The 13,915-nt window shown below is 59.8% G+C and carries 12 protein-coding genes; 5 read left to right on the forward strand and 7 right to left on the reverse strand.

Annotated features, from left to right (window positions below; genetic code table 11):
• Positions 1–91: 91 nt before the first annotated feature.
• The gene (locus VNZ65_RS07570; RefSeq protein ID WP_325667618.1) at positions 92–2,371 is read left to right on the forward strand and encodes a UvrD-helicase domain-containing protein; all 2,280 of its coding nucleotides are present in this window, start codon (positions 92–94) and stop codon (positions 2,369–2,371) included.
• 87 nt (positions 2,372–2,458) lie between these two features.
• Here the strand turns inward: VNZ65_RS07570 and VNZ65_RS07575 are convergent, their stop codons facing one another.
• From VNZ65_RS07575 to VNZ65_RS07590, 4 genes are all read right to left on the reverse strand, one after another.
• Entirely contained in the window at positions 2,459–3,262 is an 804-nt protein-coding gene (locus VNZ65_RS07575) for a BPSS1780 family membrane protein (protein WP_325667620.1), read from the reverse strand.
• Positions 3,263–3,286: 24 nt separating this feature from the next.
• Complete coding sequence (locus tag VNZ65_RS07580) at positions 3,287–4,243, reverse strand: homoserine kinase (RefSeq protein ID WP_325667622.1); 957 nt, start codon at positions 4,241–4,243, stop codon at positions 3,287–3,289.
• Positions 4,244–4,351: 108 nt separating this feature from the next.
• Positions 4,352–4,789 (reverse strand): DUF2782 domain-containing protein, encoded by a 438-nt coding sequence (locus tag VNZ65_RS07585; protein WP_325667624.1) that lies wholly within the window; start codon positions 4,787–4,789, stop codon positions 4,352–4,354.
• Positions 4,790–4,884: 95 nt separating this feature from the next.
• Complete coding sequence (locus VNZ65_RS07590; RefSeq protein ID WP_325667626.1) at positions 4,885–5,622, reverse strand: TIGR00730 family Rossman fold protein; 738 nt, start codon at positions 5,620–5,622, stop codon at positions 4,885–4,887.
• Between VNZ65_RS07590 and polA the strand changes: the two genes are divergently transcribed.
• From polA to VNZ65_RS07605, 3 genes are all read left to right on the forward strand, one after another.
• Positions 5,623–8,409, forward strand: coding sequence for a DNA polymerase I (gene polA / locus VNZ65_RS07595; protein WP_325667628.1), 2,787 nt, complete (start codon positions 5,623–5,625; stop codon positions 8,407–8,409).
• 47 nt (positions 8,410–8,456) lie between these two features.
• Positions 8,457–9,341 carry a dienelactone hydrolase family protein gene (locus VNZ65_RS07600; protein WP_325667630.1) on the forward strand — a complete coding sequence of 295 codons (885 nt, stop codon included), beginning with the start codon at positions 8,457–8,459 and terminating at the stop codon, positions 9,339–9,341.
• Between the two features lie 203 nt (positions 9,342–9,544).
• The gene (locus tag VNZ65_RS07605) at positions 9,545–10,288 is read left to right on the forward strand and encodes a ZIP family metal transporter (protein WP_325667642.1); all 744 of its coding nucleotides are present in this window, start codon (positions 9,545–9,547) and stop codon (positions 10,286–10,288) included.
• Between the two features lie 177 nt (positions 10,289–10,465).
• Here the strand turns inward: VNZ65_RS07605 and VNZ65_RS07610 are convergent, their stop codons facing one another.
• The 3 genes from VNZ65_RS07610 to VNZ65_RS07620 all read right to left on the reverse strand — a co-directional run bounded on the left by VNZ65_RS07610 (position 10,466) and on the right by VNZ65_RS07620 (position 13,525).
• Positions 10,466–11,332: a sulfurtransferase gene (locus VNZ65_RS07610; RefSeq protein ID WP_325667632.1), complete on the reverse strand. Its 867-nt coding sequence runs from the start codon at positions 11,330–11,332 to the stop codon at positions 10,466–10,468.
• 25 nt (positions 11,333–11,357) lie between these two features.
• Entirely contained in the window at positions 11,358–12,278 is a 921-nt protein-coding gene (locus VNZ65_RS07615) for a DMT family transporter (RefSeq protein WP_325667634.1), read from the reverse strand.
• Positions 12,279–12,421: 143 nt separating this feature from the next.
• Positions 12,422–13,525 carry an aromatic ring-hydroxylating dioxygenase subunit alpha gene (locus VNZ65_RS07620; protein WP_325667636.1) on the reverse strand — a complete coding sequence of 368 codons (1,104 nt, stop codon included), beginning with the start codon at positions 13,523–13,525 and terminating at the stop codon, positions 12,422–12,424.
• A 234-nt stretch (positions 13,526–13,759) separates the two neighbouring features.
• On the opposite strand from VNZ65_RS07620, the gene xseB reads away from it, so the two are divergent.
• On the forward strand, positions 13,760–13,915 hold a 156-nt coding region (gene xseB / locus VNZ65_RS07625), incomplete at its 3' end, for an exodeoxyribonuclease VII small subunit (protein WP_325667644.1).

Genomic DNA, 13,915 nt, shown 5'->3' on the forward strand with positions numbered 1-13,915 from the left:
GAATGCTGCTGGCGCCGGCGCTGCGGCATAAGTTTACGCTGATATCGCGAGCGATCCTCAGGCAGCTGCCCCCGCAGCTTATAATGTGGGGATGCAAAATCTTCTCCATAACCTCAATCCAGAACAACTGGCGGCAGTCACCTTGCCTGCGCAGTCCGCACTCATCCTGGCCGGCGCCGGTTCCGGCAAGACGCGGGTGCTGACCACCCGCATCGCCTGGCTGATCCAGACCGGCCAGGTGTCGCCCTCCGGCGTGCTGGCGGTGACCTTCACCAACAAAGCCTCGAAGGAAATGATGACGCGCTTGTCGGCGATGTTGCCGATCAATACGCGCGGCATGTGGATAGGAACTTTCCATGGCCTGTGCAACCGCTTGCTGCGCGCGCATTACCGCGACGCGGCCTTGCCGCAGACTTTCCAGATCCTCGATTCGCAAGACCAGCTGTCGGCCATCAAGCGCCTGCTGAAGGCGATGAATGTCGACGACGAGAAATACCCGCCGCGCAACCTGATGTACTTCATCAACGGCGCCAAGGACCAGGGTTTGCGCGCCAATGAAGTCGAGGCGAACGACGATTACAACCGCAAGTTCGTCGAACTGTACGATCTGTACGACCAGCAATGCCAGCGCGAAGGCGTGGTCGATTTTGCCGAACTGCTGCTGCGCACCTATGAGCTGCTGAGCCGCAACCAGCCGCTGCGCGAACATTACCAGTCGCGTTTCCAGCACATCCTGGTGGACGAGTTCCAGGATACCAACGACCTGCAATACAAATGGCTCAAGCTGATGGCCGGCCAGCGCGGCGCGGTGTTTGCGGTGGGCGACGACGACCAGAGCATCTACGCTTTCCGCGGCGCCAATGTCGGCAACATGACCGCCTTCGAGCACGAATTCCGGGTCGAGAACCTGATCAAGCTGGAGCAGAACTACCGCTCGCACGGCCATATCCTGGACAGCGCCAATACCCTGATCGCCAACAACAGCAAGCGCCTCGGCAAGAACCTGCGCACTGATGCCGGCCATGGCGAACCGGTGCGGATCTACGAAGCCACCAGCGATTTGCAGGAGGCGCAGTGGATTGTCGAAGAAACCAAGAGCCTGATCAACGATGGCGGCAGCCGCAGTGAAATCGCCGTGCTGTACCGTTCGAATGCGCAGTCGCGCGTGATCGAACATGCCTTGGTGGCCTCCGGCATCCCGTACCGGGTGTATGGCGGCCAGCGCTATTTCGAACGCGCCGAAGTCAAGCACGCGATCGCCTACCTGCAGCTGATGGACAATCCGCACAACGATTCTGCCTTCCTGCGTGTGGTGAATTTCCCGGCGCGTGGCATCGGTGCGCGCTCGCTGGAACAGTTGCAGGATGCGGCCAAGCAGTACGGCATTTCCTTGTACGCGGCGGTGCCGTATGTGGCCGGCAAGGCCGGCGCCACGCTCGGTTCCTTCCTCAAGCTGATCGAAGGCGGACGCTTTGAAACCCAGCATCTGCCGCTGCCGGAAATGGTGCAGGTGGTGCTCGACCTGAGCGGCCTGATGCAGCATTACCAGAATGAAAAAGAAGGCGCCGACCGCATCGAAAATCTGGAGCAGCTGGTGAACGCTGCGACCCTGTTCGTCTCGGAAGAAGGATTCGGCATCGATGCGCCGGCCTTGCTCGGCCCCAAGGCGCAAGCCGTGTCGGGCGCTGCCATCACGACCGCCGACGGCATCGAGGTATTCGATGCCGATGCGCCGTTGTCGGCGGTGATGTCGCCCTTGTCGGCCTTCCTCTCGCACGCCTCGCTGGAGGCCGGCAACAACCAGGCCCAGGCTGGCGAGGAAGCCTTGCAGCTGATGACGGTGCACTCGGCCAAGGGCCTGGAGTTCGATGCGGTGTTCATCACCGGCCTGGAAGAGGGTTTGTTCCCGCACGAGAATTCGCAGAAGGAAGACGCCGGCGTTGAAGAAGAGCGGCGCCTGATGTATGTCGCCATCACGCGCGCCAAGAAGCGCCTGTACATGAGTTTTTCGCAGACCCGCATGCTGCACGGCCAGACCCGCTACAACATGCGTTCGCGCTTCTTCGACGAGCTGCCGGAAGATGCCTTGAAGTGGCTGTCGCCGAAGGTGCAGCAGCATAGCTGGTTTGCGAATACCAAATCGGCCTGGGACGAAGCGCCCGAGAAAGCCGCCAACAATATTTCGAAGAACTTCGGCCGGCGCGATATCGGCTGGCGCATCGGCGAGAATGTCGCCCACCTGAAGTTCGGTGAAGGGGTGATTGTCAATATCGAAGGCAGCGGCGGCAATGCGCGCGCCCACATCAACTTCGGCAAGCATGGCATGAAGCTGCTGGACCTGAGCGTGGCGAAGCTGGAGAAGGTCGCGTAGGGTGGGCGCTGGTGCCCACGCGTGACCTATGCGCATTTGCTGTCACGCGTGGGCAGAAAAGCCTGCCCACCCTAGGGGGGCGGTTGCTTATTCTGGCTTGTCGGCCGGCTCAGGCAGCGGCAAATCCTGCTCGGGCCTGCCGAAAATGTGGGTATAAGTCGGATAGAAAGAGCAGTACATCACCACTGTCAAGGCAATCGACAGCGGCAACAGAATCATGATGGTCACCGACTGATTGCCGACGATTGCCGCAATCAAGACGCTAACCACGGCAGGCAGCACCACGCCGATGGCGGCCCAGGCCAGGCCATAGACAGCGAACGCCTTCAGTTCGCGCGAGACCGCGAAGAAGCTGTAGAAAACCGCTTTCACCACGCCCATCTTTTGCCACATGATCAGCGGCGCTGCATACCAGAACGCCATCGCCGCCGGGATGTAGACGACCGCGGCAAACATCATCGCCAGCGATATGTTGGAGTCTTGGATTTCCTTCGGATCGAGCGTGCTCTGGCCAGTCACCGTCAGCCAGAACAGGCCGCCGTCCACCAGGCTGGAGGCAGCGATAGCGACGATCGCCGCTATCACGTAAAGCACGCCCAGCAACAGCAGTTTCTGTAGCGCCGGCGAACGGAAGCCGGTCAGCAGCAGGTTAGGGTAGACGCGCTTGCCCTGCTCGATATTCAGGCAAGCCTGCATGAAAGCCATGGCGAACACCGGCACCAGGATCACAGGCAATATTTGTCCCAGTATCGGGATCTGCAGCAGGTTCAGTCCCAGCATCAGGAACATGTAGGCCAGGAATAAGGTGGAGATCTCGGCCGGCTGTTTGCGGAACAGCGCAAACCCCTCCTTGATCCATATCCATCCGGTTTTGGCAGGCAGTTTTTCCATTGCTTATCTATGTTCTTTATCTAATCAGTACAGGTTCGGTGCCGGGTGGGCGACGCGCTGCCGCAGGATCCGCTCGAAGTGGCCGGGATCGTGCGGCGTCAGCATTTCTGCAGCGCGCGGCAAGTAAAAGTCATACAGCCGCGACAGCCAGAAGCGCAGGGCGCCGGCGCGCAGCATCGGCTGCCAGGCAGCTTGTTCCGCCGCGCTGAAAGGCCGTACGGCATGGTATGCATCCAGCATGGCGCGTACTCTGGCAATGTCAAGCTGGCCGGTCGCCAGGTCGATGCACCAGTCGTTGACGGTGACGGCCAGGTCGAACAGCCAGGTGTCGCAGCCGGCAAAGTAGAAATCGAAAAAACCGCTCAGCTGGTCGCCGTTGAACATGACATTGTTGCGGAACAGGTCTGCATGCACCGGGCCGTTAGGCAGCTGGCGATAGGTTTCCGAGGCGGCAAACGCCTCCTGGAACGCCATTTCATCGCGCAGCAGCTGTTGTCCGTCCGGCGGCAGGTAGGGCAGCACTACCGGTGTGGTTTCACGCCACCACGGCAAGCCGCGCAGGTTCTGTTGCCGGATTGGAAAGTCTTGCGCCGCCAGATGCATTTTTGCCAGCATCGCGCCGACCGCGGCGCAATGGACAGGCGCCGGCGCCATCTGGCAGTCGCCTTCCAGCTTGGTGACGATGGCCGCCGGTTTGCCGTGCAGCGGATTGATGATCTGGTCCTGCTGGTTGGCGATAGGCGCCGGCACCAGCACGCCGCGGCGCGCCAGGTGGCGCATCAGCTCCAGGTAGAACGGCAGCTGTTCAAAGCTGAGATTCTCGAATACCGTCAGCACATACTCGCCGCGCTCGGTATCGATGAAAAAATTGCTGTTTTCGATGCCGGACGAAATGCCCCTGATGGCGAGCGCCTTGCCTAAGGAAAAGGGAGGGATCCACTGAGTGAGATCGGCTAGCGTGACGGGGGTAAATACTGCCATGAGAAAAAACCGGGGAAAGACAATGTTCGTCGGAATAAATATGCGGCGAACACGCGGAAATATCCGCGCATTGGCCGCATGGCTACTTAGAGGGGGCCGGACCGGGTACTAGTTCTTGGGTTCGGAAATTGCCGGCGGCGGCAATCCTGCATCGCTGTCGGATTGCACGGCTTCACCCGGCTTGCGGGCTTTCTGGCCCAGGTCGAACTCCTTGATCTGCCATTGCGCGCCACGCGGCGGCGCATCGGTCGGCCCCAGCGTGCCGGCTTGCGACGGCGTTTTTACATAATAGGTGCTGCCGCCGCTTTCAACCTTGATCTGGTCAACCCGGCCCTGCTGGCGCGTCTGCGTGATGTTGCCGCTGTCTTCACCCGGTTTGCGGATGGTGACGGACGGCGCTTCGCCTTCTTCCAGCTTTTGCAGCTCTGGCGGCGGCGGGGCAATCGTCTTGGCGGGCGGCGTCGCTTGCTGCGCGGTCGCTAACAGAGGTGTTGCAAGAGAGGCAAGACAAATTGCCAGCAATGGCCAGACTGTGGATTTATTCATGTGAATTTGGCTACCTTGAGTGGGACAAGACTATGCCTGCATTGTAACAAACAGCCGGCCCCTATAGGCGATAAGGGGACCGGCAAACACGCTGTTTAAAGCAAAACGCCTGTATGGCGGTCGGATTCGGCCATGACGGTTTCGCCGGCTTCGTAGAATTTCACCACGGCAGCAAGGATCTCGGCCGGATCGTCCAGCACCTGGATCAGGTCCATGTCCTTGGCGGCAATCATGCCGTCACCCACCAGCTGGGTGCGGAACCAGTCCAGCAGGCCGCTCCAGAAGCTGCTGCCGACCAGGATGATCGGGATATGCCGGCATTTGCCGGTCTGGATCAGGGTCAGGACCTCGGTCAGCTCGTCCATGGTGCCAAAACCGCCCGGCAACACGATGTAAGCATCGGCATAGCGCACGAAAGCGACCTTGCGGGCGAAGAAGTGACGGAAGCTGAGGGAAATGTCCTGCCATTTGTTACCGCTTTGTTCATGCGGCAATTCGATGTTGAGGCCGACCGAGGGCGATTTTCCTTCGAAAGCGCCCTTGTTGGCAGCTTCCATCAAGCCCGGGCCGCCGCCCGAAATCACGGCAAAACCTTCGTCGGAAAAGCGCCGTGCAATGTCCTTGCAAAGAGCGTAATACGGATTGTCTTCCTTGATCCGCGCCGAGCCGAAGATCGATACCGCCGGATGCAACTCGGAAAGGCGTTCGGTCGACTCGATAAATTCTGCCATAATCGTGAACATATGCCACGATTCGCGCGCCTTTTTCGACGTTGCGCGTTCGATATCCGTCACTTGCCGCAAACGCGGCACATTTTTTCCGTTCAATTCCATATGCAAAAAACCCTGCTGTTAGTTGATGGTTCGAGTTATCTCTATCGCGCCTTCCATGCCTTGCCCGACATGCGCAACGCCGCCAATGAACCGACTGGCGCCCTGTACGGCATCATCAATATGCTGCGTCGTTTACGCATTGATTACCCCGCAGCTTACCTTGCCTGTGTGTTCGATGCAAAAGGTAAAACTTTTCGCGACGACATGTACGCCGACTACAAGGCCACCCGCGCTTCCATGCCGGAGGACCTGGTTAAACAGATTACGCCTATTCACGCCGCCGTGCGCGCGATGGGCTGGCCGATCCTGATGGTGGAGGGCGTGGAAGCCGACGATGTGATCGGCACCCTGACCGTGCAGGCCGTGCAGCATGGCATGCAGGCCGTGGTTTCGACCGGCGACAAGGACCTGGCGCAGCTGGTCAACGACGACGTCACGCTGATCAACACCATGAATAACGAGACGCTCGACCGCGCCGGCGTGATCGCCAAGTTCGGCGTGCCGCCGGAGCGTATCGTCGACTACCTGACGCTGATCGGCGACACCGTCGACAATATTCCTGGCGTCTCCAAGGTGGGCCCTAAAACCGCCGTCAAATGGCTGGCGCAGTACGACACGGTCGATAATGTGATCGCCAATGCCGCCAGCATCGGCGGTGCGGTCGGCGAGAACCTGCGGCAGGTGCTGGACTGGCTGCCGAAGGCCAAGGAACTGGTGACGGTGAAGACCGATTGCGACCTCAGCGCGCACATGGTGTCGATCCCGGAATCGTTGCTCGCGCCGGAGCAAGACAAGGACACCCTGATCGAATTGTTTACGCGCTATAACTTCAAGACCTGGCTGCGCGAATTGAGCGCACCGACAGCACCCGCCGGCTCCCCCGTCGCGTCCGCTGCTGGCACGGCTGTGCCGATCGCGGCAGTTGCCGGCAGCGGCGCCGCGGCTGATGCCCAGGCGCAGAGCAGCCTGTTCGATACCGTCGAGCGGCACTATGAAACCGTACTGACCGAAGCCCAGCTGGACGCATGGCTGCAGCGCATCGACAAGGCGACCCTGACCGCGGTCGATACCGAAACCACCTCGCTCGAGCCGATGACCGCACAGCTGGTCGGCATCTCGTTGTGCTGCGAAGTCGGCACCGCAGCTTACATCCCGGTCGCCCATCGCTACCAGGATGCGCCGGCGCAGCTATCGCGCGAACTGGTGCTGCAAAAGATGAAGCCGTGGCTGGAAGACGACAGCAAGCCGAAGGTCGGCCAGAACCTCAAATACGACAGCCACATCTTCGCCAACCAGGGCGTTAACCTGCGCGGCATTGTCCACGATACCTTGCTGGAATCGTATGTGTTCGAGTCGCACCGCAGCCATGACATGGACAGCCTGGCGCTGCGCCATCTGAACCACCAGACCATCACCTTCCAGGAAGTATGCGGCAAGGGCGCATCGCAGATCGGTTTCGACGAAGTCGAGATCGGCCGCGCCACCGAATATGCGGCGGAAGATGCCGACATCACCCTGCAGCTGCACCTGACCATGTGGCCGCATATCGCCGACGATGCCAAGCTGCGCTTCATCTACGAAAAAATCGAAGTGCCGACTTCGGTGGTGCTGCAAAAGATCGAACGCAACGGCGTGCTGATCGACGCCAGCCTGCTGGCGACGCAATCGAACGAGCTGGGCAAGCGCATGCTGGAAATCGAGCAGCAAGCCTATGATCTGGCAGGCCAGCCGTTCAACCTCAGTTCGCCGAAGCAGCTGGGTGAGATCCTGTTTGAAAAACTCAAACTGCCGGTGGTCAAGAAGACGCCATCCGGATCGCCGTCCACCGACGAAGAGGTGCTGCAGAAACTGGCGGAAGACTATCCTCTACCGAAGGTGTTGCTCGACTACCGCAGCCTGTCCAAGCTGAAATCGACCTATACCGACAAGCTGCCCAAAATGGTCAATGCAGACACCGGCCGCGTGCACACCAACTATGCGCAGGCGGTGGCGGTTACCGGCCGCCTGGCCTCGAACGATCCGAATCTGCAGAACATCCCGATCCGCACCGCCGAAGGCCGCCGCATCCGCGAAGCATTCGTGGCGCCGGCCGGCAGCGTGATCGTTTCGGCTGACTATTCGCAGATCGAGCTGCGCATCATGGCCCACATCTCAGGCGATGAAAACATGCTGCGTGCATTCGCCGAGGGTATCGACATCCACCGTGCCACCGCGGCGGAAATCTTCGGCACGACGGCAGCAGAAGTCAGCAGCGAGCAGCGCCGTTACGCCAAGGTCATCAACTTCGGTCTGATCTACGGCATGAGCGCATTTGGCCTGGCTGGCAACCTCGGCATCGAGCGCGCCGCCGCGCAAATGTATATCGAAAAATATTTCATGCGCTTCGCCGGCGTCAAGCAATTCATGGACATGACACGGGTGCAGGCCAAGTCGCAAGGCTACGTCGAGACGGTATTCGGACGCCGCCTGTGGCTGCCGGAAATCAATTCGCCCAACGGCCAGCGCCGCCAGGGCGCCGAGCGGGCGGCGATCAACGCGCCTATGCAAGGCACGGCCGCCGACCTGATCAAGCTATCGATGATCGCGGTGCAAAACTGGATTGAAACAGAACAGTTAAAATCCAAGATGGTGATGCAGGTGCACGATGAACTGGTGCTTGAAGTGCCGCAGGATGAGCTGGCGCTGGTGCGGGAAAAGCTGCCGCAGCTGATGGCCGGCGTGGCTGAACTAAAAGTGCCGCTGATTGCCGAAGTCGGAGTGGGCAAGAACTGGGACGAGGCGCATTGATGATCTGATGCGCGATGGCAGATGGTTAACGATAAAGGAGAATCTTGATGGCGAATTTGAAAGAAGATTTCGATAGTCTGGTGGCGAAAACCAGTTTGTCTGACAATGTCGACCGCCGTACTTTTTTGAAAACCACGCTGGGCACCGGCTTTGCCGCGGCGGTGCTGCCGGTGTGCGCGCAGACCATGATCAAGACCGATACCGTCGGCCTCACCGCCGGCGCCCTGGAAATCCAGATCAACGGCTTGAGCGTGCCGATCTATCGCGCCCAGCCTGAGGGCAAGACCAATCTGCCGGTGGTGCTGGTGATTTCGGAAATTTTCGGCGTCCATGAGCATATCGCCGACATCGCGCGCCGCTTTGCCAAGCTGGGCTACCTGGCGATCGCGCCGGACTTGTTCAAGCGCCAGGGCGACCCGGCTGCCTTCGCCACCATTCCAGAACTGTACAAGAACGTGATTTCCAAGGTGCCGGACGACCAGGTGCTGGGCGATGTCGATGCCTGCGTGGCCTGGGCCAAGGAAAATAACGGCAACATCGACAAGCTGGCGATCACCGGCTTCTGCTGGGGCGGCCGCATCACCTGGCTGTATGCCGCCCACAATCCCAAGGTAAAAGCCGCGGCAGCCTGGTACGGCGGCCTGGTGGGCGAAAAGAACGAACTGATGCCGAAGCAGCCGGTGGATATTGCCGCTGACCTGAAAGTGCCGGTGCTGGGTTTGTACGGCGCCAAGGACCAGGGCATCACGCAGGAGCATGTGACGCTGATGAAAGCGGCGCTGGCCAAGGGCAGCAGCAAGTCGGAAATCGTGGTTTTCCCGAATTCCGGCCACGCCTTCAATGCCGACTATCGCCCTAGCTACGTCGAAGCAGATGCCAAGGACGGCTGGAAACGTACCCTGGCCTGGTTTAAAGAGCATGGCGTGAGCTGAGCAGCAGCCACGCAGGATTGCCGTTTGTATCCGGATGCGGCCATCCGGATACAAAATTCCCGCCGTTCAGGCGGGCTAAATGACAGTTAAATTTGCCGAAATGCAGCAGCTGTGTTTTAATTTGCAACATTGTTGCATTTGAAGTTCGTTAGCTGGGGCCAAAAATTAATTCCACACTCGTTTCAATTCTCCTGGCGACCACCATCGCCGGCCTTTTCAGTATCACTGCCGCCGCCATTTTTTCCTTCGCGCTGCTGTCCAAGATGGTTGAGCGCATGGTCAGCCTGTCGGTCGGCATCATGCTCGCCACTTCGCTGTTGCATGCGTTGCCGGAAGCCTTCGAGTCCAAAGCAGACAGTCACACGCTGTTCGCGATCCTGCTGGGCGGACTGCTGGCTTTTTTCGTCTTGGAAAAATTTGCAATCCTGCGCCACTCCCATCATCACGAGGATGACGGCCACGGCCATCATCACGGCCATGACAAGAAAGAGGCAGGCAAGGCCGGCTGGATGATCCTGGTCGGCGACGGCCTGCACAATTTCACCGACGGTATCCTGATCGCAGCGGCCTTCCTGGCCGATCCGCACCTGGGGCTGATCACCGGCCTGGCCATCATCGTGCATGAAATTCCGCAGGAAATCGGCGATTTCATCGTACTGCTCAATGCCGGCTTCTCGCGCACCCGCGCCTACGTCTATAACCTGATCTGCAGCCTGATGGCGGTGCTGGGCGGCTTGCTCGGCTACTTTACGCTGGAGCGCGGCATGGAATGGATTCCTTACGTGCTGGTGTTTGCCTCATCGGGCTTCATCTATATCGCCGTCAGCGATCTGATGCCGCAGATGCAGCGCCGCGCTACCTTGCGCGAAACCATTCCGCAGATCCTGCTGATCGGCGCCGGCGTCGCCATCGTGCTGTTCCTGACTCGCCACGCCCATCAACATTAAGCCGCAGGTAGGGTGGGCACCCGTGCCCACCATCACTTTCGCTTAATCTCGTCTATCCAGGTACCGCGTGGGCAAAAAAACCTGCCCACCCTACGGACCGGAACCATCCGAAGAAGAAAAACGGGGGCGTGCGCAGCAGCGCAGCTCCCCCGTTGCAATTTCCAGCCACCGGATGTCTTATGCGCCTTTGGCCACCGGCCTGGTAGCGTCGGCACACCATTCGCTCCACGATCCCGGATACAGCGCGGCGCCATGCAGGCCGGCGATTTCCAGCGCCAGCAGGTTATGGCAGGCAGTCACGCCGGAGCCGCACTGCATGACGGCGGTTTGCGGTTCGCTGATCAGGGCGCCGAACTCCTCATGCAGCTGATGGCCCGGCTTGAAGCGGCCGTCGGCCTGCAGGTTGTCCTTGAAGAAGCGGTTCTTGGCGCCGGGAATATGGCCGCCGACCGGGTCGATGGTTTCATTTTCGCCGCGGAAGCGGTCCGGTGCGCGCGCATCGACGATGGTGCGGCGCAGGTTGGTCAGGTTGCTCAGGATGTCATGCGCGTTGACGCTGGTGGTCAGCGCCGGCTTGGCGCTGATGCTGCCGGGCGCCGGCGCCGGTTCTGCCGTCGTCAATCCTTGCCCGGCCGCCTGCCAGGCTGCCAAGCCGCCATCCAGCACCGCCACCGAAGGGTGGCCGATGGAGCGCAGCAGCCACCACAGGCGGGCGGCGTACATGCCGCCCTGGCCGTCGTAGGCGACTACTTGCGTGTTGTCGCTGATGCCCCAGCGGCGCAGTGCCGCGATCAGGGCGTCCGGTTCCGGCAGCGGATGGCGGCCTTTGAAGCTGCCGTCGGCCGCCTGCTTGGCGCCGGACAAGTCATGATCCAGGCTGGCGAAGCGCGCCCCGGCAATGTGGCCGGCATCGTAAGCGGCTCTTCCCGCCGCCGCGTCCATCAGGTCATGACGGCAGTCGATGATGACCCAGTCCGGGTTTTGCGCGTTTTGCTGCAGGTTTGCCGCAGAAATCAGCGTGGTGTAGGGATGTGCTTGAGACATGGCATTCCTTCTGTGTGAGTGTTGATCAGGTGCTGCGCCTGTCGGAAACGGGATCAGGCAGTGTCGTCAACGGACGCGCCTTTCTTTGATTATAAAACGTTGCCAGCAAACCGCCGATAAGGATCACGCTGGTCCCGAGCCAGCCGCGCCAGCCCAGCTGGTCTTGCCAGATCAGGATGCCGAGGATGCTGGAAAAGACGATGCCGCTGTATTGCAGGTTGGCGGTCAGCAAGGGATTGCCGAGGCGGTAGGCGCGGGTCATGGCGATCTGCCCTATCGTGGCCGCAATGCTGAGCGCAATCAGCAGGCTGAAGCCGGTCAGGTTGTGCACGTGCATGAAGGGAATGCCGCCGCCCGGCAAGCCCAGGCAGCCGGCCAGGCCGGTGACGGCGCTGATGGCGGAGAAATAGAACACCACGCGGTATTCCGGCTCGCCCAGCTGTCCCAGGCGCCGCACCTGCAGGTAGGCGATGGCGGAAATCAGGCCTGAGCAGAGCGCGATCAGGGCCGCCGCGGTCTGTTCCGGCGCGAACGAAGGCCGCAACAGCAGCATGACGCCGGCGAAGCTGAGCAGGATGGTGGCCGCCATGCCCCATTCGAAGCGGGCGCTGCTGCGCCACCATGCCGCGCCGAACAGGATCGCCGCCAGCCATATCGACGAGGTGTAGTTGAGGGTAGTGGTGGTGGCGACCGGCAGCAGGCTGAACGAATAGAACCACATGGCCAGGGAAATCACGCCGATCAGGCCGCGTTGCATGTGTTCGCGCGGCAACGGTGTCCTCAGGGTGCCGCCCTTGAGGACGATCAGGGCGACGATGAACAGCATGCCGATCAGGCCACGGCTGAACAGGATTTCAGAGATCGAATAGTGTTCGGAAGCAAGCTTGACGCAGACTCCCATGAGCGAAAACATGAGACTGGCGAACAGCATCCAGAGTGATTGCATGGGAAAAGTCTAACAAGAGGCCGGATTGCTGTTATTTTGACCGATTCCGGCATCGTTACGCGTGCTGCAGAAAAATAAAGGCCGGAGTAGATTCGCTGCGTACAGCGAACCGGCTCCGGCCTGCGACTCTGGCAAGGGCTGGGCTAGAGCAAGCCGTCCTGACTGCGGTACCACTCGTGGAAATGCTGCATGCCGTCTTCCATCGGCGACTGGTAAGGTCCGACTTCGCTGACGCCGCGCTCCATCAGGATGCGCCGGCCGGCATCCATGCGCAGGGCGATTTCATCGTCCTCGACGCAGGTTTCCATATAGGCGGCGCGTTCCGCTTCGACCATCTCGCGCTCGAACAGGGCGATCTCTTCCGGATAGTAGAACTCGACCACATTGGTGGTCTTCTGCGGGCCGCGCGGCCACAGCGTCGACACCACCAGCACGTGCGGATACCACTCTACCATGATGTTCGGATACAGCGTCAGCCAGATCGCGCCGAACTTGGGCGCCTGGCCGTTATTGAACTTGAGGACCTGTTCCTGCCACTTCTTGTAGGACGGCGAACCGGATTTCGCCAGGCCGTGGTTGACGCCCACGGTCTGCACGCTGTAATCCTTGCCAAATTGCCATTCCAGGTCGTCGCAGCTGACAAAGCTGCCGAGGCCGGGATGGAAGGGCTCGACGTGATAATCCTCCAGGTAAACCTCGATAAAGGTTTTCCAGTTGTAGTCGCACTCGTGCACTTCGACGTGGTCGAACAGGTAGCCGCTGAAATCGAGATCCTTGGCTACTCCGAGCTGCGCCAGCTTTTCGCCGACATGGAAGGCGTTCTGCTCGAACAGCAGTCCATTCCAGTTTTGCAAAGGCGTCTTGGACAGGTTCATGCAAGGCGTTTCGCCGAAATGCGGCGCACCTATCAGTTCACCCTTGAGATCGTAAGTCCAGCGGTGCAGCGGGCAGACGATATTACGGGCATTGCCGCGGCCATCGAACATCTTGGCCTGGCGGTGGCGGCAAACGTTGGAAATCAGCTCGATTCCCTGCGGGTTGCGCACCAGCATGCGGCCCTCGTTTTCAGAGGCCAGCGTGGCGTAATCGCCGACGTTGGGCACCATCAGCTCATGGCCGACATAGCGCGGGCCATTCTGAAAGAGTTGCTGGATTTCGCGCTTTAACAGCGCTTCGTCAAAGTAGACGTTGACCGGAAGTTGCGCATCGGAGCGCGCGAGTTTGGTAATAGAAGCCAGATCGGACATCCCTCCACCCCCAAATGTGTTGTATCAACCTAAGAGAGAAAGAATCCGCAAAAACCTGTGTTCAAATAATATGAAACGGAAATTTTGGACAGAACCGAGGATTATCCCACAAAAAAGCCGGATTTGGCGTCGTTTCAAGCATTTTATCGAGCCAAAGCTTCAAAACTGCTGTCTAAATTCAACGGCTTACGGAGGTTTGCTCTAAAATAGCGGTCTAATCACATTACACCTACTATGCCAAAGAATCCGATTTCCGCCAGCAGCCCGGCCTCGTTTGAACAAGCCATGGCCGAACTGGAGCAACTGGTAGCCCAAATGGAAGCCGGCGAATTGCCGCTGGAAGCATCGGTTGCCGCCTATAAGCGAGGATCTGAGCTGGTCAAGTTTTGC

Origin of the sequence: Collimonas sp. (assembly GCF_035566555.1) — a bacterium.
Classification (GTDB): Bacteria; Pseudomonadota; Gammaproteobacteria; order Burkholderiales; family Burkholderiaceae_D; genus Collimonas.